Here is a 24,698-nt window from a genome sequence, read left to right as displayed (position 1 = left end):
TTACACCTTATTGAAACGGCGTTTCGCTATACTCAGGGGTTCATCACCCGGTTCTGGAGGAGGAAACCACGATGACAAGGCTAAAGTTATGGCAGCTTCCGGCTGCCGCCGTTTTACTGATCGCGTCCATGGCGGTCTCCGCCCAGGACAAACCCAACATCCTGGTGATCTGGGGTGATGACGTTGGTGTAATGAACATCAGCGCTTACCACCGCGGCATGATGGGCGGCAGCACGCCGAACATCGACAGTATCGCCGAGCAGGGCGCGTTGTTCACCGACTCCTACGCCCAGCAGAGCTGCACCGCTGGCCGTGCCTCGTTCATCCTGGGCCAGCACCCGTTTCGTACCGGGCTGTTGACCATCGGTATGCCGGGTGCGAAGCAGGGCATCCTGCCGAAAGACCCAACCATCGCAGAATTGCTGGAACCGCACGGCTACATGTCCGGACAGTTCGGCAAGAACCACCTGGGTGATCGGGATGAGCACCTGCCGACCAACCACGGTTTCGACGAGTTCTTCGGCAACCTCTATCACCTCAACGCGGAAGAGGAGCCCGAGAGCGAGTTCTACCCGAAAGATCCGGAGTTCAAGAAGAAGTTCGGCCCGCGCGGCGTGCTGCATAGCTACGCCGATGGCCGCATCGAGGACACCGGGCCGCTGAACAGCAAGCGCATGGAAACTGTCGACGACGAATTCCTGGCCGCCAGCCTGGACTTCATCGAACGTGCTCACGAGGCCGGCAAGCCATTCTTCGTCTGGCACAACTCGACCCGCATGCACGTCTGGACGCACCTGCCACCGGAGTACAAGGGCACGACGGGTTACGGCCTCTACGCCGACGGCATGAAGCAACTGGACGATGATGTCGGTGAGCTGCTGGCCAAGCTCGACGAGTTGGGCATCGCCGACAACACCATCGTCGTGTTCAGTACCGACAATGGCGCGGAGAAATTCACCTGGCCGGACGGTGGCACAACGCCGTTCCGCGGCGAGAAAGGCACCACCTGGGAAGGCGGTTTCCGCGTCCCGCAGATGGTTCGCTGGCCCGGTACGGTTGAGCCCGGCACGGTCATCAACGATATTTTCTCTCACGAGGACTGGATGCCGACGCTGCTCGCAGCGGCTGGCGAACCAGACGTGAAAGAGAAGCTGCTCAAAGGCCACCGCGCAGCGGGCAAGACCTTCAAGGCACACCTGGACGGCTATGACCAGACTGCCTTGTTGAGCGGTGAGGGCGAAGGCGCGCGCAAGGAGATTTTCTACTTCGACGCGGCCGGTAACCTGAACGCACTGCGCTACAACGACTGGAAGCTGCACTGGACGTATATGGAGGGCGCGATCAACACCGCGTTCCGCAAGACGCCCAGCTGGCCCCTGATCATTAACCTGCGAATGGACCCCTACGAGGTCAGCCCGGATTCGGCGCTATACGTACGGCATTTTTACGCTGACCAGATGTGGACCTTCGTGCCGGCGCAGGCCCTCGTTTCCGAGTTCCTGGCGACGTTCGAGGAGTTCCCGCCGACCACGGGTGGGTCGCTGAGTATCGATAAGGTACTGCAGAGTTTGCAGTCCACGCCGAACCAGTAAGGACCAGGCCGGGCGCGGGGCGAGTGCCTCGCACCCGGTTTCGAAGGGCGGTTTTGCAAGAATGCGATACGGGCGGGAAGCAAGCGCGCTTTCCGTCCGTTTTCGTATTTGGGCCTAAGGAGTGAAGTAATTATGAGCAACCGTGACCAGGTCCTTGACCTGAAATCGCGCCTGTCCCAGGCCGTCATCGGCCAGGAGGCCGTTATCGACCAGTTGCTGTACGCGCTGCTGGCCAACGGCCACCTGTTGCTGGAGGGCCTGCCGGGCCTGGCCAAGACACGCACCATCAAGACGCTGGCTAAAAACCTGGAGAGCGAGTTCCGCCGCATCCAGTTCACGCCAGACCTGTTGCCCAGTGACATTACCGGCACCGAGATCTACGTGGCCGAGGCCGAGGGTGACAAGTTCCAGTTCCAGCCCGGGCCGATCTTCGGCAACCTGGTGTTGGCGGATGAAATCAACCGTGCGCCGGCAAAGGCCCAGGCGGCGCTGCTGGAAGCCATGGAAGAGCGCCAGGTGACGGTGGCCGGAAAGACCCACGCGCTGCCGGAGCTGTTCCTGGTGCTGGCCACGCAGAACCCGATCGAGCAGGAGGGCACGTACCCGTTGCCCGAGGCGCAGATGGACCGGTTCCTGCTGCATGTTTTTGTCGACTACGCCAGCGACGATGACGAGCGCAAGATCCTTCGCCTGGTACGCGGCGAGGATGCCGGCCATGCTACCGGCGAGGCCGGCGTGGTGCCCGAGCAGGCCGTGCTCGACGCCCGTCGTGAAGTCCTCGCAATCACGGTATCCGAGTCCATTGAGCGCTACCTCGTGGCGCTGGTTGCGGCCACTCGCCGCCCGGGTGATTTTGCCGATTCGCCGCTGGCCGGCTGGATCAAGGTGGGCGCCAGCCCGCGTGGCACCCTGGCCCTGGACCGGGCGTCGCGGGCCTGCGCTTGGCTGGCCGGGCGCGATGCGGTCACGCCGGCCGACGTGCAGGCAGTGACCCATGCCTGTCTTAGGCACCGCATCATCCTCAGCTACGAGGCCGAAGCGGACGGCGTGACCAGGGACCAGGTGCTCGACGAAGTGCTGGCGCAAGTCGCGGTGGCATGAAGCCGGAGGCCAAAGCCGCCGGGGTCCATGTCAGCCTGGCCGACCTGGTGGCCATGCGTCACCGCGCCCAGGGGTTCAGCTTCCTGCCCAGCCAGCCAATCCATTCAATGCTGGCTGGCCGGCACGCGTCCAGGCTGCGTGGGCGCGGCCTGAATTTCGAGGAAATCCGTCGCTACCAGCCGGGTGACGACATCCGCCAGATCGACTGGAAGGTCACCGCGCGCACGCGCCAGACCCATTCGCGGGTGTACACCGAGGAGCGCGAGCGGACCACGTTGCTGCTGGTCGACCAGCGCATCAACATGTTTTTTGGTAGCCAGAAGCGCATGAAATCCGTGACCGCGGCGGAGGCGGCCGCTGTGGCTGCCTGGCGTGTGCTCGACCAGCAGGACGAGGTGGGCGCGCTGGTGTTCAACGACAGCGAGGTCGTCGAGGTCCGTCCCCATCGCAGCCAGGGTGCCGTCATGCGGCTGCTGGATGCGGTGGTGAACATGAACCAGGCCCTGTCCGTCAATGCCGGTATCCGTTCCAACCCGGGCATGTTCAACGAAGTTTTACGGCGCTGTGACCGCCTGGCGCGTCACGATGTGCTGGTGTGCATCATCAGTGACGGCACCGGGCAGGATGAAGAAAGCCGGCGGCTGCTCACCCGCATCGCCCGTCACAATGATGTACTGTTCGGTTTCGTCTTTGATCCTCTGGAGTCCGAGCTGCCTGCCGCCGGCCGGCTGGTTTTTGGCGATGCCGATGGCCAGCTGGAAGTCGACACGGCGCAGAAGCGGCTGCGTGAGCGTTTCACCCGCGAGTTCGAGGATGGCCGTGCCGATGGGCGTGAATTCCTGCTGCACCGGGAGACACCAGTCATCCCGCTCAACACCGTCGATGATGTCGCCGAGCAGGTGCGCCGGCGCCTGGGAGGGCGGCTTTGAACGACGCTTCACCCACCAGCCTGGACCGGCTGCACGACCTGGTGGTGCCGCCGCCGGCGCCGTTCTGGCCGCCGGCGCCCGGCTGGCAGGTGGTGTTTGCACTGGTCACCATCGGCGTCCTGGTGCTGGCGTTGAAGTGGTTTATCCGTTGGCAGCAGAACCATTATCGGCGCGAAGCGCTGGCGGAGTTGGCCAGGATCGAGCGGGCGCAGTCGGGTTCAGATCATGTGCCGGCCACGGCGCTGGCGCTGTCTGACCTGCTCAAACGCACCGCATTGACCGCCTATCACCGTCCTGATGTCGCGGCGCTGACCGGCCCGGAATGGTTCCGGTTCCTGGACGAGGCGGCCGGAACCCAATTCAGCCAGGGGTTGGGTGAGCAGTTTGATGCGTTGCTGTATTCCACGGCCGCTGGTCGCGACACCGCGAACCCAACGGCCGCGGTGCCTGCCGAACTGTTCGCCCAGGCACGCGCCTGGATCAGGGACCACCGGCCATGCTGACGTTGGCGCTGCCGTGGTGGCTGCTGCTGTTGCCCCTGCCGGCGCTGGTCTGGTGGCTGGTGCCGCCTTACAGGACCTCGCGCCAGGGGCTTGTGGTGCCCTTCCTGGGGCGCCTGGCGCGCTTGTTGGGCCAGCAGCCTTCGGCCGGTGCGACCGTGTCCCGCGGCACGCTGGCGCGTTGGCTGGTGCTGTGGGGGTGCTGGGCCTGCGTGGTGGTCGCCATCGCACGCCCGCAGGTCATTGAGCCACCGGTCAGCCGGGATATTCCGGTCCGCGACATGCTCCTGGCGGTGGACCTGTCGGGCTCCATGGCGACCCAGGATTTCACCGACGCCCAGGGTCAATCCGTTGACCGGCTGGCGGCCGTCAAGCAGGTGCTGGATGGTTTCCTGGCCCGCCGCCAGGGTGACCGTGTTGGGCTGATCTTCTTCGGCAGCGCCGCTTTTGTACAGGCGCCGTTCACCGAGGACCTGGACGTGGTGCGCGAACTGCTGGACGAGGCCCAGGTGCGCATGGCCGGGCCGCAGACTGCGTTCGGCGACGCGCTGGGCCTGGCGATCAACGTGTTCGATCGCAGCAGCGTGGACGAGAAAGTGCTGATTGCGCTGACCGACGGCAACGACACAGCCAGCCAGGTGCCGCCGGAAAAAGCCGCGCAGATCGCCCATGACAAGGGGATCGTCATCCATACCGTGGCCGTCGGGGACCCGAAGGCCGCCGGCGAAGACGCGCTGGATGAAGTCACGCTGCAGCGGGTGGCCTCAAGCACGGGCGGCATCTATTCACACGCGGCGGACCGTCAGCAGCTCGAAGCGATCTATGACCAGCTCGATGCGCTGGAAACCCGCAAGGTGCAGACCCAGTCCCACCGCCCCAGGCGTGATGTTTACTGGTGGGCGCTGGCGGCCGCGCTGGGGTTGTCGATGCTCTACATGGGCCTGGGCGTGGTCCGGCAGATGATGGCTGGCCGCGGCCAACCGGACGAAGGGCCTGGCGGCGCGACGCTGGTGGCCGCCTCGCCGATGCTGCTGGCCGCGCCGCTTGCATTTCACTTTATCCGTCCTGAATGGCTGCTGTTGCTGCTGCCGGTCGCCTGGCTGTGGTGGCGGTTACGTCGTCACGCCGACGGCCGCCAGGCCTGGCGGGGCATCGTCGCCCCGCACCTGTTGGAGCACCTGCTGGGCGGGCAGGAAAAAGCCCGTCGTTTTGGCCCGCTGGAGTGGCTGGGGCTGGCGTGGCTACTGGCCATCCTGGCCATTGCCGGGCCGACCTGGAAGCATGAGCCATCCCCCTTTGCCGACGATACCGCGGCGCTAGCCATTGTCGTCAGGGTCACGCCTTCGATGATCACCGAAGACGTCCAGCCCAGTCGGCTGGAGCGCGCCACGCAGAAAATCCACGACCTGCTGCAACAGCGCGGCAACGCCCGCACCGCTCTTGTCGCCTATGCCGGCTCGGCCCACCTGGTGATGCCGGCCACCCGCGATGGCGGCATCATCGACAGTTTCGCCGGCTCGCTGTCGCCTGACATCATGCCGGTGAGCGGTGACGTGGCCGCCGAGGCCCTGGCGCTGGCCGATTCCGCGCTGGCCGCGGCCGGTGGCGGATCCATCGTCTGGATGACCGATGGCGTGGCCCAGGAGCAGGCCGCGGCGCTGGCCGACTGGCGGGGCGGTTCGGGTACTGACCTGCGCCTGTGGACCATGCTGTTGCCAGGTGACGAACAGGACGCGCTGCGTGCGGCTGCGCGCCCGGCACGCGCTGAAATCGTGTCACTCACCGCCGATGATTCCGATGTCCAGGCGGTGGCCCGCGCGGCCCGGTTCGCGAACGTCACCGGTGCCGATGGCGATACCCGCTGGGCGGAGTCAGGTTACTGGCTGACCCCGCTGATTGCGCTCGCGTTGCTGCCATTTTTCCGGCGCGGCTGGCTGGTGCCCGCGGCAAGGACGGTTGCATGAGCGGTGCAGGCCATGTGCTGAACCGCCGCAGGCTGCTCATGCTGCTGGGCGTGGTGGTCGTTGCCGGCCTGGCTTATGGCAGCTGGGCTGTGCCCGGTTTCTGGATGAAACCGGAGCGCCATGGCGACCGGCTGATGGCCGCTAAACAGTACGGGGAAGCGGCTGAGGCCTATACCGACCCCTGGTCGATCGGCGTGGCGCAGTATCGCAACGGCGATTTCAAGGAAGCGGTGCAGACCTTTGCCCGGGTACCCGGCGCTACCGGTGCCTACGACCGTGGCAACGCCCTGCTCATGCACGGCGCCTATGAAGAGGCAATCGACGCCTATGACCGCGCACTGGGCTTCAGGCCGGGGTGGCAGGAGGCCGAGGACAACAAGGCCCTGGCCATCGCGCGCAAGAAGGTGATCGATGACGCCGGTGCCAATCGCGACCAGGAGTCCGCCGGGGCCTACGACCCCGACCAGACCGTCGTCGACCAGCAACAGGGGGACGACAAGAAGGGTGATCCGCAGGAAATGAACGGGGACCCGATGTCCGACGAAGCGCTGCGTGCCTCCTGGCTGCGTCGCGTCCAGACCACACCGGCCGATTTCCTGCGCGCGAAGTTTGCCTACCAGGCAGCCCGGTCCGATACCGCACCGGCGACGCCGGAAGGGCAGGGTGAATCGCCATGATGTCCCGGTGCATCGCTGCCCTTGCGCTCATCGCCATGGTGTTGAGCGCGTCGCCGGCCCAGGGCCAGGACGCCCTGGTTCGAACCCAGCTGAAGTCCGAAGGGCCGTTCTGGGTAGGCGAGCGCATCACCGTGGTCGTCGAACTGCTCGTGCCAGGGTATTTTGCCAGCGCTTCGGCCTTTGACCTGCCGGATCCCAGCGGCGTACTGCTGATGCCGCCGCAGACTCACCCCCTGGTCAGCAGCGAGGCCATTGATGGCAACAGCTACACGGTGCAACGCCATGAACTGCCGGCATGGGCCATCCGCAACGATGCCAGCGGTGTTCCGGCATTTACGGTACGGGTATCGTTCAAACGCAACCCGCTGGACAAGGATGGTGAACCGGCGACCCTGACCACGCAGGCCCTGCCGATTTCGGTCAGGATACCCCCCGGTGCCGAAGGCCTGGGCACGGTCATCAGTGCCCGGGGGCTGGATATCAGCGACACCTGGGATCCCCAGCCGGGGGCGGACCCGGTCAAGGCCGGCGATGCCCTCAAGCGGACCGTCACGTTCAGCGCAGCGGACGTGCCGGGGATGCTGTTTCCACAGTTGCCAACCCAGGCGATAGACGGCATCGGAATCTATCCGAAACACCAGGTGCGCGACCAGGCCGAGCGGGGCGTGATGCGCGGCGAGAGTGTCGACCAGGTGACGTATGTCTTCGAGCGGCCCGGGCAGTTCGTCATTCCGGCGGCACAGCTGACCTGGTTTGACCTGGACTCGAACACGCTGAAAACGCATACCTTCGAAGCCCAGGCCGTGTCGGTCATTGCAAATCCTGCCCTGGCACCGACTTCGCCAGGGGCGAATGCGGGTGAAACTTCAATCGTCTCAACCTGGGTTTCGTTGCCCCGGGCCGTCCAGGTTTTTCTCGTCCTGGTGTCGCTGCTGGCCCTCGGCTTGATTGCCATTCTGCTCAGCCCGAATGCGAGAGTAGGGTTGACCCGGTGGAGCCAGCCACTACGGCCGGTACACCTGTCGCCGCTCAACCCCGTCACACACCGTCGTCGCTGATTTTTGCGGGTCGGAAAGGCCCGCAAAAAAACATGAGCCTGACCAGGGTGTTACGTGTTTCGTCTTTATTTATGCTGCAAAAATGATTCTAAATTCACCCTAAATCCGTATGTATAGACAACGCTTATGGATAAGCGTATTTTGAAATGGAGAACGCTTCCCTGGGGGGGTGACAGCGTTTTTGCAAGGCGTCTGCCACTCCATCGGAGCTCTTCACTGGGTTAGGGCCGCTCAGGCCACTCCTGATGCGGTTCGGTAACCCGGACACGCGACGGAGGGATGGTCAAATGGAATTCAGGAATTGTCTGCAGGGCTGCCAGGCCCTGGTTACTCGGCCCGCACAATCAATAGCCCGGCACACTATTGAGTGCTTTTTTATCCTCACATTGTTGTTGGCATTGCTCGTGCCCACGCACGCGTCGGCCAACGACAGCGACGGCTCCGCATTCGGTGAGTCGGTTGAAGTCACCGTTTCCGTTCCCCTGCTGCCCGATGTCGTGGTCACCAGCGGGCCGATCCCATCCGTGACGGGGCAGGCTGCGCCGGCCTTTGATGAGTCGGACAGCCTGGCCAGCGTCAGTGTCGGCGCCAGTATCGCCTCGATACTGGGCACGGACCTGTTGACCATCCTGGAAACCGGCCTGCTCGAAGTCACGACCGAGGGTGACGTGTCACCCTACGTAGACTCCAGTTCAACCGTCAACGGTGTTGACCTCAACCTGGGCAGTGACATTCTTCTTGGCCTGACCCTTTTGCTGGGGCTAGATGCGGACACCATCGGTTCGACGGCCAGCATCGGTGGCTCGTGTGGCGCACTGGCGCCGTCCGGGGCGACCCTGTTGGAGAACGCAGTGCTGTCAGGCACCGTGGCCAGTGCTGTCGGGATCGATGGCCTGGTGCAGGCCACGCCCGCGCCCAACACCATCCTGCTTGCCGGCGATGTCGATATCGGCGGCGGCGACATCGTCGACATCATGGTGATTCTTAACGAGCAGGTTGTTGGCGGTGACGGCGTGACCAGTTCATCGATCACCGTCAACGCGATTCGGGTCGTCGCCAGCGGCCTGGACATCGGCCTGGGCCTGGGCCTGGATGCCGAGATCATCATCGGCCAGTCGACCGCCAGTGCGGACTGCGACCTGGCTGACCTCGCCATCACCATGACCGACATGCCGGACCCGGTGACCGAGGGTGAATCCCTGACTTACACCCTGACCGTGTCCAACAATGGCCCTGATGAGGCCGGTGCGGTCCTGGTGTCCGACCTGCTGCCCGCGGGCGTGGACTTCGTATCCGCCACACCCGACCAGGGCAGCTGCCAGCACAATGCCGGTGTCGTTGACTGCGACCTGGGGTCGCTGGCCGGCGCCGCAAGCACCGGGATTACCATCGTGGTGACACCGCAGTCGGCCGGGATGATCACTAATGGAGCCACGGTGACGACATCGGCGGCCGACCCGGATACGTCCAACAACTCGGCGTCGGAAACCACGACAGTTAATGCGGCGATTCCGAACTCGGACCTGTCGATCAGCAAGTCGGCCAACCCGGATCCGGTGACCGTGGGTGAAGTGCTGACCTACACGGTTACCGTCAGCAACGGCGGCCCGGATGACGCACCAGACGTTAGCATGACCGATATGTTGTCGGGTGATGTGACGTTCCAATCGGCCAGCGCCAGCCAGGGCAGTTGCCAGCACAACGCCGGCACCGTCAGTTGTGACTTTGGCACCATCGCCAACGGCGCCAGCGCCACGGCCACCATCATGGTGGTGCCGCAGGTGGCGGGCCAACTGTCCAACACGGCCTCGGTGGACTCGGGCGCGGATGACCCGAACCCGGACGACAACAGCGTCACGATCATGACGACGGTCGAGGCGGCAACCCCTAACTCGGACCTGTCGATCAGCAAGTCGGCCAACCCGGATCCTGTGACCGTGGGCGCGACACTGACCTACACGGTCACCGTCAGCAACGGTGGTCCGGACGATGCGCCAGACGTGAACATGACCGACATGTTGTCGGGCGATGTCACATTCCAGTCGGCCGCCGCCAGCCAGGGTAGTTGCCAGCACAACGCCGGCACGGTCAGTTGCGCCTTTGGCATGATCACCAATGGTGCCAGCGCCACGGCCACCATCATGGTGGTGCCGCAGGTAGCGGGCCAGCTGTCCAACACGGCCTCGGTCGACTCGGGCGCGGATGACCCGAACCCGGGTGACAACAGCGTCACCATCATGACCACGGTGGAAGAGGCGACCGCAACTTCGGACCTGGCCATCAGCAAGTCGGCCAACCCCGATCCGGTGACGGTGGGTGAGATGCTGACCTACACGATCATGGTCAGCAACGGCGGCCCCGATGACGCGCCCGACGTGAACGTCTCCGACATGCTGTCGGCCAATGTGACCTTCCAGTCTGTCGCCGCCAGCCAGGGCAGTTGCCAGCACAATGCCGGTACCGTCAGTTGCGCCCTCGGCACCGTGGCCAACAGCGCCAGTGCGACGGTCACCATCGTGGTGATTCCACAAGTGGCCGGAGAGCTCTCAAACACCGCTGCGGTGAATTCCGGAGCCGACGACCCGAACCCGGACGACAACAGCGTCACCATTACGACGACGGTCGACGCGGCCAGCAGTTCATCCGACCTGGCCGTGAGCACCGTGGCGAGCCCGGACCCGGTGACCGTGGGCGAGGTGCTGACCTACACGATCACGGTGACCAACGGCGGCCCGGACGAGGCGCCCGACGTGAACCTTTCGGACCTGCTCGCAGATGATGTGACCTTCCAGTCTGTCTCACCCAGCCAGGGCAGCTGCCAGCACAGCAATGGCACCGTGTCCTGCACCCTGGGCGCGCTGGCCAGTGGCGGCAGCGCGACCATCACGGTCACCGTGGTGCCGCAGGCGGCCGGCCAAGTCGCCAACACGGCCTCGGTGACGGGCGGCAATGAAGACCCGAACCTGGATGACAACAGCGCCACCGTGATGACCACGGTAGAGGCCGCGGACTCGACGTCTGACCTGTCGGTCAGCAAGTCGGCCTCGCCCGATCCCGTGACCGTCGGCGACACGCTGACGTACACGCTGACGGTGAGCAACGCCGGCCCCGATGACGCACCGGATGTCAGCGTGACTGACATGCTGTCCGGTGATGTCACCTTCCAGTCGGCCAGCGCCAGCCAGGGCAGTTGCCAGCATAGCGCCGGTACGGTCAGTTGCGCCCTGGGCACAATCGCCAACGGCGCCAGCGCTACGGCCACCATCATGGTGGTGCCGCAGGTGGCGGGTGAGTTGTCGAACACGGCGTCGGTCAATGCCGCCAGCAATGACCCGAACCCCGACGACAACAGCGACACGGTTACGACAACCGTCGAGCCAGCCGAGACAACATCCGACCTGTCGATCGAGAAGACGGCCGACCGGCCCCAGGTGGACGTGGGCGAGAACGTGACCTACAGCATCCAGGTGGCCAATACCGGTCCGGAGGATGCGCCCAACGTCATGGTGACCGACACGCTGTCTGCCTCGGCGAGCTTTGTGTCCATGAGCACGACCAGCGGCAGTTGCCAGCACGTGGCACCGGTCGTGACCTGCGACCTGGGTACCTTGCCCGCGGGCATGGGCGCGATCATCACGCTGGTCGTCACGGCCGAAGAAGCCGGCCAGCTGGATAACACGGCGGCGGTGTCTTCTGGCTCCAATGACCCGGACGAGGATGACAACGACTCGACCACCACGGTGGTGGTGGGTCCGCCACCCGCCGGTCCCCCGACCGGGGCAGACCTGCGTATGGCCAAGCTCAGCCGGCCGTCGGCCGTGGTTGTCGGCGACGCGCTGACCTACTTCCTGGTCGTGACCAATCGCGGGCCGGAAGCGGCGACCGATGTCACCGTGACCGACGACCTGCCCGACAGCTTCATGATCACCACGGTCAGCACCAACCGGGGCAGTTGCTCCGTGGCCGGCCAGCGGGTGACCTGCGAGCTGGGCACCATCGAGTTCCGGTCTTCGGCCATCGTGGAGATTGAAGGTGTCACCACGGTGACCGGCGTACTGAGAAACACGGCGGTGGTGTCCTCACCCGACGAGGATCCGGACGAAAGCGACAACTCGTCTACGTCGAGCACCCAGGTGGTAGCCAGCGCAGACGAGCTGCCGCAACTCGAGAATATCCCGGTGATGACGCCGGTGGCAATGTGCCTGCTGGTCATCAACCTGCTCATCCTGGGTGGCTGGGCGATCCGTCGCGACTGAGTGACAGTCGCACGCCCTGTGGGCACCCATCATCCGGCATCCGCGGGTGGTGGGTGTTCCGCTCTTCTCAGGTAGGCTAGTCGAGTGGTAGTTCGGTCGTGTTCTTGACCTCGGTCATGGTGATGCTGCTCTGCGCCTCGAGAATATGTGGGAGCTGCAGCAGTTTCTCGCGCAGGAATAACTCGTAGGCATCAATGTCGTGGGTGACCACTCGCAGGGTGTAGTCCATGGAGCCTGACACGGTCCAGCATTCGACGACTTCCGGGAAATTTACGATGGCCTCTTCAAATTCGGCCAGCAGGCCGCGGCCGTGCGAGGACAACTTAATGTTGACGAACACCACGACGCCGAGACCCAGCCGGTGACGATCGAGCAGGGCGACCTTGCCGGTAACGTAGCCGTCTTGCTGAAGACGATTGATGCGACGCCAGCAGGGCGATTGTGACAGGCCAACGCGGTCGGCCAGTTCGGTCGCCGACTGGGTTGCGTCCTGCTGCAGCAACTTCAGCAATTTGCGATCAATCGCGTCGAGTTCTTCGCTCATCGTGGCGATGATCCATTGGCCAGTGAAGGGTGAGTGTCCAGAACGCGGAAGAAACGGTCAACCTCGTCGAGGCGGTGGTAGTGCATGAACCCGGCGCGGAGTACACCGGTGTCTGCCGCCACCTTCAGCTGCTTGTACAGGCTGGGCGCGTAGAAGTTGCCATCACCGATGCGGACATCGTGCTCTCCCAGCCACGTTGCCAGTTCGCGCGGTGATGCGCGGTCCATCGTCAACGCGAACGTTGGCGTGCGTTGGTGGGCGCGGGCCGGGTCCGTAATACCGTGAACCCTGATGCTGGGACGCTGTGCGGCCAATTGCAGGAAACGTTTCGTGAGTGCCAATTCATGACAACCGATGCGCTCGAAGGCTGTTTCCAGCAGTTCGCGCCGGTCAGCACCCGGTGCATCGTATTGGTGACCCAGTCCGGCAAGGTAGTCGATGGTCGCTACAAAACCTGCCATGCCTTCGAAGTTCTGCGTGCCGGTTTCCCAGCGATTGGGGTTGACGTCTTTTGCTGGTGCGACCTTGTAGGGGGTTTGGCCAGCGAGTACTTCACGCCGTCCGAACAGGACCCCAATGTGCGGGCCAAAATATTTGTACGCCGAGGTCACCAGGAGATCGCAACCCAGGCGTTCGACATTCACTGACCCATGCGGGGCGTAATGCACCGCGTCGATACAGGTCAGGGCGTCCGAGCGCTCGCGGACATGCTGGCAGACCCGCTTGACGTCGACCATGCTGCCGGTCACGTTGGATGCCGCCGTCAGGGCGACCATTCGTGTGCGTGCATCCAGCAGGCTGAACAGGTGGTCAATATCCAGTGTGCCATCGGCGCGGTTAACCCGCGCCTGGCGAACTTCGACATCACGGTCCCGGGCGGCAAGCCGCCAGGGGGAAATGTTGGCTTCGTGATCCAGCGCGGTGATCACAACATTGTCACCGGCCTGCCATTCACGGGACAGTGCGCGGCTGGCACTGAACAAGAGGCTCGTGGCGTTAGGGCCGAAAACGATCTCGTCGTCACCAGCCCCCAGCAGGTCCGCCGCTGCGCGCCTGGCCGTAGCCACCAACCGCCCCGTGTTAATGCTGGTACTGAAGGCGCCACCCAGGTTCGCCGTGCCCTGGAGCAGGTAATCGGCGATTGCGTCCGCGACCTGGCGGGGCACCTGCGCGCCACCTGGGCCGTCAAGTATCAGCGGCGGTGAATGGGCTTCATCACCCAGGGCGGGGAACTGTCCGCGAACGGCATCGAGATCCAGGGTCATGGCGGTCCCACCTCAGGCGGTCAGGACGAACAGGTCCATGTAGGCATCGTCGTCATTGGCCGCCTCCATGGCGCCGGCGCTGTGCCAGAAACGTTTGTCATTCAACACTACGAATTCACCATGATCGAAGGGGTGACTGACAAAGGGCGCCTCATCGCGCCCGGTGTGGACACGAATTTCGCCACCACGGATGTTCCGTCGTTCGATAACGAACACGGCCAGGTGGCGGAAGCCGTCCTGGTGGACGCCTTCGGGTGCGGCTTCGGTGGCTTTTGCGCGGCCGGCCAGGATGCGCATCTGGTGAACTTCGATGGGTGACGATGCATCCATCCCCGTCATTGCGCGAAAGCGGCGGAACATTTCGGCAAACGCCTCGCTGTCAACCACGGCGTCATCGATTTCCGGATAGTAGCGCTCAACACCGCCCTGGAACGTATTGATCTCACCGTCCTGGACAAAGGCCTTGGTGGGCAGTCGCTGCGGCCGCACGCCGTCAAACAGGAAATGCGAAAACGAGCGCAGCCGGAAGTCGCCGTCGGCGTAGGGGCTGGGGGGCAGCAGTTCGAACGAAGGTGCCAGGGTGGTGACACAGTCTTCGGGAAGTTGTCCCAGTTCGAGCAGGAAATCGGCGGAACGGTGATTCATGTGGTCCTCTGGTCGGTCGAAAAGAAAAACCGGATTAACCGAGTGTTGGATGAATACTATTCTACCGAGTAACTGGTGAAATAACTTCTCAAAAATTCACGTCAAGAGGGTAAATGAGGATTATGAATCTACCATTATTGAAAAATGTAGATAAATGATTCAACCAGGTGGTGTGTCAGGGTGGATTGCGCGACCTGGGAAGCAACACCCCGCCCAGCGGACGGGGTGTTACTCATTGCGTAACCGGTCAGCTATTGGAGTCGACCGAGCCGTGGTGGAAGATGATTTCACCGAAATGATCGACGTTGTCATCGTGTTTGACCTTTAACCGGAACACTTTGCCCTGGGTCTTGATATCCAGGTCGTACAGGCCGGGTTCGATCTCGGTTGCGGTCGCGCTGCCGATGGCGCTAAACGAGGCTGATTTATCGTCGAAAACTTCGATGGCCAGAAACTCGACTGATACCGGCGTGCCGTGTTCACTGGTGCGCACCAGGTAACGCTTCTTGTTCACCAGTTCCAGGACCTGGATGTGCACTCGCCGGAACTCCACCTTGTCATCCAGCGTGGACTGCACCGTGCCCAGCAATCCCTTAATGTCGCTGTCATGCTGTGCCAGATCGGCGTCGATATGCGCGTCGTGGGCGGCAAGGTCGGCGTCGATATGGGCGTCGTGGGCGGCCAGGTCGGCATCGATATGCGCGTCGTGCGCCTCCAGGTCGGCGTTGATGTGCACATCATGCGCCACCAGGGTCGCGTTATGAGCGACCAGGTCGCCGTCGATGTTCGCGTCATGGGCCGCCAGGTCGGCGTCCAGATTGGCGACGTCGGCGTCGAGATCGTCAACGTCACCGTGGATATGTTTGACGTTTTCGAACGTCGCCTCGATTTCCGCGCCGTCGATAGCGGCCTGGTGTACGTCGCAAGCTTCCAGCGGAATCTTGGCGATCGTCACCCCCAAACGAATAGCCTCGACCACCCCACAGGCGATGGCGCAGCCGACGCCGGTCGGGTCGCACCCGCCGATCGTGCAGGCCGTGTCGGCCACGTCGTAGGCATCTCGGGCCTGCTTCCAGACGCCGAAGTAGTCGCCCCATTCGCCAGCGTCACAACGGTCGGTCTGCGCGCCGCCCAGTGGTGTGACCGCGCTCAGGATCGTGGTGTTGTAGGGGCCTGAATTAGGCGGGTAGTCAGGGTCGAACGGCCATTCGCTCATGCTCATCGTCGACGCGCCTCCGGCGGGGGCTTTTGATTTGTCCGATAACCCCTGGTCCTGCAAGCGCGTGATGATATCGCCCAAGTCGGCTTCGAAGCCCGAGCGGTCCGGCAAGGCCGTCATGAAGAGCATGACGTGGTCATCACTCATGGTGGTGAACTTGCCCGCCAGGTCCTGTCCGGGTGCGAAGTTCCGCTGCATTTCGCTGGCCCAGTCCTGCAGCAAGACGCGGAATTCTGCGATCTCCGGGTCACCGGGAAGGTCAGCCACGGTGCCCGGCAGGGCGGCCTTTCGAAACTCTTCTTCGGAGAGCGTTTCGGAAATGGCTGACGTTGAAATGAATAGCAATGCTCCGGTGGCAATGCCGCTTAAAATGGAACGGTTCATAATGTTTCCCCCTCATTGATGTTGTCGTCGCGATGTGGGCGACATAACGATATAAGCAGGAAAAGTACTGAAATTCCCCGATAAAGTTGATTAATCGGGCCACTGCGCCTTGCAGTTGTCGTAGAATTTTTTGCCATTTGCGGCATGTTGGACGTTGTCAGGGTGTTTGCCTAAGATGTCCGGGCGGCCCTGTGAACGGCCTGCATCCAAACACCCAGGGGGGAAAGGACTTATGCAAACCAGGACGATTCTTTCAGGCGTTATAGCCTGTGCCATGTTAGGTCTGCCAGTGACCTCGGTTTACGCCCAGAGCCTTGACCAGATTATTGCCAACATTGGCGAACTCGAGGGGAACCGAGATCCCAAGTGCTACGCCACGGCGTCCCGGCTTGAAGACTTCATGTATGGCACCCCACTCAGTGATGCCGCGCGGTTCCAGAAAAACGACCTGCAAAAGCGCCTGGCGGACGCCATCTGGCGCGACGCCGGCAACGGCAAGTCATCGCTGACCCGGGCGGAAATTACTGCCAGTTTCGACAAGGTCATGGGCTACGGTAAAGAGGCCAATGGCGATACGGTATTGACCTTCCCCAGTGGTGCCGCGCTGACCATTGATGCAACGGATTTCCGCCACTACGGCACCGTGGCCTATTCGCTGCGGGCCATCCTGGGGGCGCAGCAGGACGCCCTGGTCGATCCCGATGCGGAGCCACTGGCCGCGCTCGACCAGGATGCCGTGGCTGCCTTCAAGGATCGGCTGGACCTGGCGGCGCTGGCCCTGCTCAAGGAGGCCGACGCCTATGCCCGCGCCCACAATGAGTACGAGATCACCGGCGCAAACCTGAATCGCGCCTGGCTGGCGCTGTACCGTGAAGTGCCGGCGGAAACGGTGCCGGCCGGAGTCGTGACGGCGATGGATACCCGGCCTGTCACGCTGGACCGCATCATCACCGAAAAGGTGGAGGCATACGCGCGCTACAACGCGGTCTCCAATCCATTATTCATGCGCAATATGCAGGTCTATTTCGCGCGCCTGAGCTGGCCCACGACCGAGGAAGAAGAAGCGGCGTTCCGGGATGGTTTCATTACCGCGCTGGTGGGCTACGCGGCGGACCTCTATAACGGTGTACTCGATGTTGCCCTGGCCAACGATCACGCGTTGATCCGTGAGGCCGACGTGGCACGGTTCGTCGAGCACTTCACGCCGTTTGAAGTGAACGAATACGAAGATGTCGTCTATTTCCCCAACCTCGCTGTTGGCAATGTGCCCATCGAGGCCTACGACCTGGACGCCTTCCGCGACAGCGGCGTGCACTGGTTGTACCTGGGGCACGCCATCGACAGCGACGAAGTGACGCGCTACCTGGATGTTGACCCCTTCGCTGCCGAACTGCTGGCCGAGAACGTTGCGCAGATGGGCGTGCTGATGCTCCGTGAGGCCGGACTGGAAGGCGCCCGCCGCGGCGAAGAGCGTTTGTCCCTGGAACTGCTGGAGGCCGGTATGGCCAACATCCAGGCCAAGGTGGACGCCACCGTGGCGGGGGAACAACTGCCGGCCGAGCGCGTGGCCGCACTGCGCTCCGCGGATGACGAGATCGCCGAGCCAACCGCGGGTACGACCTGGTTCACGGATGTGACCGGGGCCTCCGGGATTGATTTCATGCACCGCTCTTCAGACTGGCTAAACCGCCTGCTGCGCAGCTACCTGCAGCGCGATGAAACCACCGGGATCATTACCATTCCGCCGGCGTTCGGTGGCTCCGGTGTGGCTGCGGGTGATGTCGATAACGATGGCGACGCCGATGTGCTGCTGCTGAGCGGCCTGGGTAACCGCCTGTACCTGAATCACGGTACCGAAGGCTTCGAGGACGTGACCACGGCGGCTGGCCTGGTATTCACACGCCCGCAGGACAACCAGCCGGGCGAACCGCGGCAACCACTGATCGCTGACCTCGACAACGACGGCTGGCAGGACATCATCGTCACCTATGTCAACGACCCGCACCGGGTCTACCGCAATCGTGGTGATGGTAGCTTCGAGGATGTCACCGACAGTGCCGGCCTGGGCGGGGCGGACCTGGTGGGCGGTCCAGCCACGGTCTTCGACTTCGACAACGACGGCCTGCTGGATATCTACATCCAGTATTTCGGTGATTACCTGCGCGGCGAGCTGCCGACACTGGCGCGCCGGAACAGCAACGGCCTGCCGGACAAGCTGTTCCGGAACACCGGCGCCCTGCGCTTCGAGGAAGTCGAGGCCGGAGTCGGGGATACCGGCTGGGGCCAGTCCGTCACCCACACCGATATCGATGGTGATGGCTGGCAGGACCTGGTTTCTGGCAACGACTTCGGCACCAATACCTACTATCGCAATACCGGTGATGGCCGATTCGAAGATATCACCGCCACCCTGGGCACCGGCAAGCCGTCCTACACGATGAATATCAGCATGGCCGACCTGAATGCCGACCTGGTGCCTGATATCTACATCTCCAATATCGTGGCGATGAACAAGGACGAGAAATACGTCCTGCCCAACGAAGACATGCAGATGAAGTTCAACCTGGAAAAGCTGGCGCACCTGCGTGTCGTCGAGGCCAACGACCTGTTTATCTCCTCGGTCGATGAGGACGGCCAGGTGCGGTATGCACTCAGCCGCGAACTGGTCGGGCGGGGTTACAACTCCACCGGCTGGGCCTGGGGCGCGAGCTTTTTCGACGCCGACCTGGATGGCGACGATGACCTGTACGTGCTCAATGGCATGAACGAGTACAACCTCTACAGTTCCAAGAATGCCTATGCCGACCCGGGCGAGGCATCGGACGGTATGACCTACCTGCCGGTGGATACCGAGGAGAGCAACGTTTTCTTCGTCAACAGCGGCGGCAAACTGAATAATGCCTCCGGCCAGAGCGGCCTGGACCTGCTGGGCAACTCGCGCAGTGCCGCCTACCTGGACATCGACGGTGACGGCGACCTGGATATCGTCCTCAACAACTACCATGGCCAGGCAAAGGTGTACCGCAACAATGCCGAGCGCCTGTCAGGCCAATGGGTCAAGTTGAGGCTGCAGGGCGACCCGGCCCAGGGCGTGAATCGCGATGCGATTGGCGCTCGGGTGGTCTTCAGGCTGAACGACGACGCCACCGTGTGGCGCGAGATCCACGGCAGCGAAGGCTACATGACCGTGCATGAGCGTACGATTCACGCGGGTATCGGCCAGGCCGCATCGGTCAGTGCCGAAATCACCTGGCCAAACGGACAGAAGCAGGTGGTCACGGGCCTGCAGGCCGGCCAGGTCCACGATGTGCGTATGTCGCCTGCCCATGCCGAAAGCCAGATCTCTCCGTAGGCGCGGCGGCGGGCTGCTGCTGGCGGGGTTATCAGCGCTGGTCATGCCCCTGGCCACCGTGGCCGACGAGGGCGAGGCCAGCGCGTTGGCGGACTCGGCCTCGGCCTACCTGCGCCAGCACGCGGACAACCCCATCGACTGGCAAACCTGGCAGCCCTCGGTGCTGGACCGGGCAATCGATGACAACCGCCTCATCTTCCTGTCGATTGGCTACGCCAGTTGTCACTGGTGCCACGTCATGGAGAAGGAGAGCTTCAGCGACGCTGACGTCGGCGCGGTGCTGGACGCGGATTTCATCTCCATCAAGGTTGATCGCGAGCAGCAGCCGGACGTGGACCGCTGGTATTCGCGCGTGGTGCAGACGCTTAACGGCGAGACGGGCTGGCCGATCACGGTGATCATGCTGCCGGACCGGCGGCCGGTGCTGGCGGCGAACTATCTTGGCCGGGATGAATTGCTCACCGCCCTGGATCGACTGGCTGCACAATGGCGCGAGGCGCCGGAACAGCTGGATAGCCGGGCGGGGCTGCTGGCGACCCTGCTGGAGCCGGCATCGCTGCCTGAACCTCCTGCCGCCGCGCCAGACTGGCCGGAGCTTATGAGCCAGGCGGAGTCGCAAATGCGTGCCCGTGCCGACACGGTATTCGGTGGCTTTGGCCAGGCCGAAAAATTCCCCGATGAGACCGAGCTGGCGTTCCTGCTTGACCGCTACAAGCTCGACCCTTCGCCCGAGCTAGAAGGGCTCCTGACCAGGCAACTCGATGCGCTGATGTACGGCGGGCTTGCGGACCCGGTCTTCGGCGGCGTGTTCCGCTACACCACCGACCGGGAGATGACGCGGCCCCATTTCGAGAAGATGCTGTACAACCAGGCGTTGACGGCGATGCTGTTTATCGACGCCGCGGACTTGCTGGGGCAGGCGCGCTACCGTGATTTTGCTGATGACATCGTTGACTTCGTCAATGGCGCGCTGGCCATGGAGGACGGGCGCTTTGCGGCCGCGGTGGATGCCGACCATGACGGCGTTGAAGGTGGCTACTATCGATGGCCGGCCAGCGAGGGTGCCCTGTTACCAACGGGTGTCTCGGCTGTGGAAGCCGGGCCAGGTCAGGTCTACCTGCTGGGCACCTCGGCGGACCCTGATTGGACGGGTCGCCTGGCCAACCGTCGGGACGCCCCCCCGCGGGTGATTGATCACCCGGTCACCGCCTGGAATGGCCTTTGGTTGCTGGCGCTGCTGGCTACCGATGCGACGGACCAGGCGCGGGCCCTGGGTGATGTTCTCTGGGAAACCAGTGTCAGTGACGGTGAAGTCGAGCGCATGCCAGGCCAGCCCGGTTTTCTTGACGATTACGCGGTCCTCTCGGTGGCGTACTGGCGTCTTTACCTGGCAACGCTGGAGCCGCGCTGGAAATCCCGGGCCCAGGTGCTGGACGAGGTCCTGCTGGAACAGTTCATCCGTGATGGTGAGGTGCGTTATGCGAGGGAGGACGACTCCCTGCCATACCCGGACTCGCTGGCTGCCGACACGGAGCAGCCGGCACCGCTGGCCTTCTTGGCCGAGTCCTTTGGATATCATTTCAGAGACGTGCGTTTCGCCAATGCGCAGACGCGACTGTTGGCGACAGCCAATATCCGCCAGGGGCAGGCCGCAAGCTTTGCCAGCATGTTGCGAGGTCAGCTCGAAGTGCCGGGTAAGCGTGCATTCATGGCCTCCGGCCACGGGCGCGTTGGGTTGCGGCCGGGGGAAGGGGACAACCGTTGGTGGCTGGACCTGGACCTGGAGCCCGGGTGGCATGTTAATGCCGCCACCGTCAACGAGCCGCACCTGATCCCAACAACGCTAACGTCGCAGCAGGGGCCGCTGGCGCCGGAATGGCCGGCCGGCGAGGAGCTGTTAACGAGTTTTTCGGAGGTGCCACTGAATGTGTGGAGTGGTGCCGTCCGCCTACCGGTACGCGCTGATGTGGGCCGTGCGTTGCAGGTGGTACTGAGGGTGCAGGCCTGTAATGATCGGGTTTGCCTGCCGCCGGAGCGGCTTGTCCTTCGTGCGGCCCGTAGGTGATGATATGGCGCGGCAGCGAACGACGTAGAATAAAGTATACTTGTTGCACTAATGGGCGAAACCCAATGGCCGGGTGTTCCGGTGGTGGATTTCGGAAAACCAAAAACAGACCTTCCATACGGAAGGCAGGGGGGAATACATGAAACGCATGTTGTTGTGTATGGGCCTGGCACTCGCCAGCGGATCTGTCGTTGCGGCTTCCGCCGATAGCGACTTCCAGGTTGAAGCCAGTGAATTCCTGGGCGGAATCATGCTTCAGAGTTCACGCGCTGATGTCGACCTGGACGTGACCCTGGTGGCACCGGATGGCACCCGGGCCAAGGAACGTTACCCGTCCAACGAGCCGGTTTTCCTGGACGTGGCCGACCGCTCTTTGCCTGATGGCCTCTACCGCTACGAAGTACGTCCGGTCGCCGCGGTCAAGCGGTCGCCGTCAGAAGTCCCGGCCAACCTTCGCGGCCTGGTGAGCACGGGTGCGCCTGAACTGGCAGCTGTCAGTGGCACCTTCCGGGTGGTTAACGGCGAGATCGTCAACGCCAGCGAAGCAGAAGACAAGGGGGACCTCAAATGAACACGCATCGATCAACCCGCCGGCTGGTTCCAGCTATCAGTGCCCTCGTCGCCGCGATGGCGGCCAGCGTCGCCGTTGCAGACCAGGTCATTCTCGACGACCTGATCGTGGATGGTTCGACCTGTACCGGCCTGGACTGTGTCAATGGTGAGAATTTCGGTTTCGATACCCTTCGGTTGAAGGAGAACAACCTCAGGTTGCACTTTGACGATACGTCGAACTCGGCTTCATTCCCGGCAAACGACTGGCGTCTCATCGCGAACGACAGTGATAACGGTGGCGCGAACGTGTTTGCGATTGAGGATGCCTCGGCTGGCCGACGGCTTTTCTCCGTCGAGGCGGGTGCTCCGGCCAACAGCATGTTTATCGATGACGGCGGCCGGGTAGGCCTGGGTACGGCCACACCTGTCGTGGAAGTACATGTCGTTGACGGTGACACCCCGACAGTCCGACTGGAACAGGATGGCAGTTCAGGCTTTACGCCCCAGACCTGGGACATGGCCGGCAACGAGACCAACTTTTTCGTTCGTGACGTGACCAATGGATCAACGCTGCCGTTCCGGATCAACCCTGGCGCACCGACCAGCTCGCTGCACATTAACCCCGATGGTAATGTGGGTGTGGGCACGTCAACGCCAGATACGCGACTGCACGTCTACAACGGCGACCTGCGTATCGAGCAGACCGGTGTGGGCAATCATGCCTCGCTCGAGTTCGCCAGCGCGGCCACAACCTGGGTGTTCAAGCAGAACGCAGTGACCGGTCGGTTGACCTTCTCCACTGTGGATCCGGAGCCCGGCGCCGCCACGACCGGTGCGCTGAAGTTCGACCCGTCTGCGCAGGAAAACCTCTTGCGTATCGGCTTCCCGGCCGGAGACACGGTTGAAGTCAACGGTAACCTGGTTGTGAATGGCACGGACATCACGCCGGACTACGTGTTCGAGCCCGACTACCGGCTGGAAACCATTGAAGAGCATGCGGAGAAGATGTGGTCCGCGAAGCATCTTCCCGCCATGACGTCGGCGGCCGAGAACGAAGCCAATGGCGTGAACGTGGTCCAGCTGCAGTTCGGTGTGCTCGAAGAGCTGGAGAAGGCTCACATCTACATCGAGCAGCTCAACAACGAACTGAAGGAAGTCCGCAAGGAGCTGGCGGCGCTCAAGCAGCAATAGCGCCTGCCGCCTTTCTCAGAAGGCAAATCAAGGCCGGGGCCACACAGCCCCGGCCTTTTTCTTGTTCGCGCCGGATTCCGCAGTATGATGGCCGCAACACCCTTGGCCATGCAGAAAAGGAACCTGAAAATGCCTGTGCTCGTCCGCCTTATCCCGTGCCTGTTTCTGGCGTCGACCGCGCACGCGGCAACCCTGCTGCAGTGCGAAAAACTGATTGACCCGTCGAATGGCCGTGTGCACGACAATCGCCAGGTCTCCGTCGAAAACGGCCGGGTCCAGGCCGTCGGCGACTTTGGCGAGGCCGGTGAAAATGACCAGGTCTACCGACTGGGTACCTGCCTGCCGGGTTTGATGGACATGCACGTGCACCTGGACGGCGAACTGTCGCCCGGGGGCTACCTGAAGCGCTTCACCCAGAACGAGGCCGACTACGCGCTCACCGCGGCGGACTACGCGCGCAAGACCCTGATGGCGGGGTTCACCTCGGTGCGCAACCCCGGTGACGCATACAACGTGACCATCGCGCTGCGAAAGGCCATTAACGCCGGCACCGCCGTTGGCCCACGAATCTGGACCGCGGGCAAGGGCATTGGCACCACCGGCGGCCATGCCGACCCCACCAATGGCTATCGCGCCGACCTGGCCGGTAACCCGGGGCCGCGTGAAGGTGTGATCAACAGTCCCGACGAGGCCCGGCGTGCCGTTCGGCAGCGTTACAAGGATGGCGCTGACTTCATCAAGATCACGGCGACGGGTGGCGTGCTCAGCCTGGCCAAGAGCGGCCAGAACCCGCAGTTCACCACCGAGGAAGTGGCCGCGATCGTTGAAACGGCAACGGACTACGGCATGCATGTGGCCGCCCACGCCCATGGCGAGGAAGGCATGCGCCGCGCGGTCGAGGCCGGTGTCAGGACCATCGAGCACGGCACCTACATGGACGACGAGATCATGGACCTGATGAAGGCCAACGGCACCTACCTGGTGCCGACCCTGCTGGCCGGCGATTTCGTCGGTCGCAAGGCCCAGGAGCCCGGCTGGTTGCCGGAGATCGTCAGGCCCAAGGCCGAGGCCATCGGGCCGGTCATGCAGGGTATGTTTGAGCGCGCCTATAGCAACGGCGTGCCGATCATCTTCGGCACCGATTCCGGCGTGTCACCGCATGGCGAAAACGCGCGCGAGTTCGCGCTGATGGTGGCCGGTGGCATGGCGCCGATGGAGGCCATCCAGTCGGCCACGGTGACAGCGGCGGCGTTGCTGGGCGAAACCGGGTCGCTGGGGCAGGTCGCACCGGGCTTCCACGCCGATATCATTGCCGTTGACGGCGATCCGCTGGACGATATTACCGAACTCGAACGGGTCGGCTTCGTCATGAAGGGCGGCGTTGTTTACAAGGACGAATAGACC

At 63.2% G+C, this 24,698-nt stretch carries 17 protein-coding genes; 13 read left to right on the top strand and 4 right to left on the bottom strand.

Annotation, left to right across the window (positions count from 1 at the left end; genetic code table 11):
* The first annotated feature begins 71 nt into the window (after window positions 1-71).
* The 8 genes from F3N42_RS04085 to F3N42_RS04050 all read left to right on the top strand — a co-directional run bounded on the left by F3N42_RS04085 (window position 72) and on the right by F3N42_RS04050 (window position 12,077).
* Complete coding sequence (locus tag F3N42_RS04085) at window positions 72-1,592, top strand: arylsulfatase (protein ID WP_150863096.1); 1,521 nt, start codon at window positions 72-74, stop codon at window positions 1,590-1,592.
* 132 nt (window positions 1,593-1,724) lie between these two features.
* Window positions 1,725-2,693, top strand: coding sequence for an AAA family ATPase (locus F3N42_RS04080; RefSeq protein ID WP_150863095.1), 969 nt, complete (start codon window positions 1,725-1,727; stop codon window positions 2,691-2,693).
* Window positions 2,690-3,622, top strand: coding sequence for a DUF58 domain-containing protein (locus F3N42_RS04075; RefSeq protein WP_150863094.1), 933 nt, complete (start codon window positions 2,690-2,692; stop codon window positions 3,620-3,622). The genes F3N42_RS04080 and F3N42_RS04075 overlap by 4 nt, the downstream gene beginning before the upstream one ends.
* Window positions 3,619-4,125, top strand: a complete 507-nt coding sequence (locus F3N42_RS04070; protein ID WP_150863093.1) for a DUF4381 domain-containing protein — start codon at window positions 3,619-3,621, stop codon at window positions 4,123-4,125. The genes F3N42_RS04075 and F3N42_RS04070 overlap by 4 nt, the downstream gene beginning before the upstream one ends.
* A complete protein-coding gene (locus tag F3N42_RS04065; protein WP_150863092.1) occupies window positions 4,119-6,086 on the top strand; it encodes a VWA domain-containing protein in 1,968 nt (655 codons plus the stop codon). Before F3N42_RS04070 ends, F3N42_RS04065 begins: the two co-directional genes overlap by 7 nt.
* Window positions 6,083-6,763: a tetratricopeptide repeat protein gene (locus tag F3N42_RS04060; protein ID WP_150863091.1), complete on the top strand. Its 681-nt coding sequence runs from the start codon at window positions 6,083-6,085 to the stop codon at window positions 6,761-6,763. Before F3N42_RS04065 ends, F3N42_RS04060 begins: the two co-directional genes overlap by 4 nt.
* Window positions 6,760-7,821 carry a BatD family protein gene (locus F3N42_RS04055; protein ID WP_150863090.1) on the top strand — a complete coding sequence of 354 codons (1,062 nt, stop codon included), beginning with the start codon at window positions 6,760-6,762 and terminating at the stop codon, window positions 7,819-7,821. Before F3N42_RS04060 ends, F3N42_RS04055 begins: the two co-directional genes overlap by 4 nt.
* Window positions 7,822-8,225: 404 nt before the next feature.
* The gene (locus F3N42_RS04050; RefSeq protein WP_191621224.1) at window positions 8,226-12,077 is read left to right on the top strand and encodes a DUF11 domain-containing protein; all 3,852 of its coding nucleotides are present in this window, start codon (window positions 8,226-8,228) and stop codon (window positions 12,075-12,077) included.
* A 76-nt stretch (window positions 12,078-12,153) separates the two neighbouring features.
* Here the strand turns inward: F3N42_RS04050 and F3N42_RS04045 are convergent, their stop codons facing one another.
* The 4 genes from F3N42_RS04045 to F3N42_RS04030 form a co-directional block, all read right to left on the bottom strand.
* Entirely contained in the window at window positions 12,154-12,621 is a 468-nt protein-coding gene (locus F3N42_RS04045; RefSeq protein WP_150863088.1) for an Lrp/AsnC family transcriptional regulator, read from the bottom strand.
* On the bottom strand, window positions 12,618-13,886 hold the full coding sequence (locus F3N42_RS04040; RefSeq protein ID WP_224784681.1) for a cysteine desulfurase-like protein: 1,269 nt from the start codon (window positions 13,884-13,886) through the stop codon (window positions 12,618-12,620). The genes F3N42_RS04045 and F3N42_RS04040 overlap by 4 nt, the downstream gene beginning before the upstream one ends.
* A 12-nt stretch (window positions 13,887-13,898) precedes the next feature.
* On the bottom strand, window positions 13,899-14,531 hold the full coding sequence (locus F3N42_RS04035; protein WP_150863087.1) for a 2OG-Fe dioxygenase family protein: 633 nt from the start codon (window positions 14,529-14,531) through the stop codon (window positions 13,899-13,901).
* A 247-nt stretch (window positions 14,532-14,778) separates the two neighbouring features.
* The gene (locus F3N42_RS04030; protein ID WP_150863086.1) at window positions 14,779-16,134 is read right to left on the bottom strand and encodes a hypothetical protein; all 1,356 of its coding nucleotides are present in this window, start codon (window positions 16,132-16,134) and stop codon (window positions 14,779-14,781) included.
* 274 nt (window positions 16,135-16,408) lie between these two features.
* On the opposite strand from F3N42_RS04030, the gene F3N42_RS04025 reads away from it, so the two are divergent.
* The 5 genes from F3N42_RS04025 (at window position 16,409) to F3N42_RS04005 (ending at window position 24,695) form a co-directional block, all read left to right on the top strand.
* A complete protein-coding gene (locus F3N42_RS04025) occupies window positions 16,409-19,486 on the top strand; it encodes a CRTAC1 family protein (RefSeq protein ID WP_150863085.1) in 3,078 nt (1,025 codons plus the stop codon).
* Window positions 19,461-21,551 (top strand): thioredoxin domain-containing protein, encoded by a 2,091-nt coding sequence (locus F3N42_RS04020; RefSeq protein WP_191621223.1) that lies wholly within the window; start codon window positions 19,461-19,463, stop codon window positions 21,549-21,551. The genes F3N42_RS04025 and F3N42_RS04020 overlap by 26 nt, the downstream gene beginning before the upstream one ends.
* 139 nt (window positions 21,552-21,690) lie before the next feature.
* Window positions 21,691-22,122 carry a hypothetical protein gene (locus tag F3N42_RS04015; protein WP_150863083.1) on the top strand — a complete coding sequence of 144 codons (432 nt, stop codon included), beginning with the start codon at window positions 21,691-21,693 and terminating at the stop codon, window positions 22,120-22,122.
* Window positions 22,119-23,294, top strand: a complete 1,176-nt coding sequence (locus F3N42_RS04010) for a hypothetical protein (RefSeq protein ID WP_150863082.1) — start codon at window positions 22,119-22,121, stop codon at window positions 23,292-23,294. Before F3N42_RS04015 ends, F3N42_RS04010 begins: the two co-directional genes overlap by 4 nt.
* A 129-nt stretch (window positions 23,295-23,423) precedes the next feature.
* Complete coding sequence (locus F3N42_RS04005) at window positions 23,424-24,695, top strand: metal-dependent hydrolase family protein (protein WP_150863081.1); 1,272 nt, start codon at window positions 23,424-23,426, stop codon at window positions 24,693-24,695.
* Window positions 24,696-24,698 lie beyond the last annotated feature (3 nt).

The sequence above is a fragment of the Marinihelvus fidelis genome (assembly GCF_008725655.1).
GTDB lineage: Bacteria > Pseudomonadota > Gammaproteobacteria > Xanthomonadales > SZUA-36 > Marinihelvus > Marinihelvus fidelis.
The sequence above is the reverse complement of the archived record's forward strand: the minus strand, read 5'-3'. Positions and strand labels throughout refer to the sequence as shown.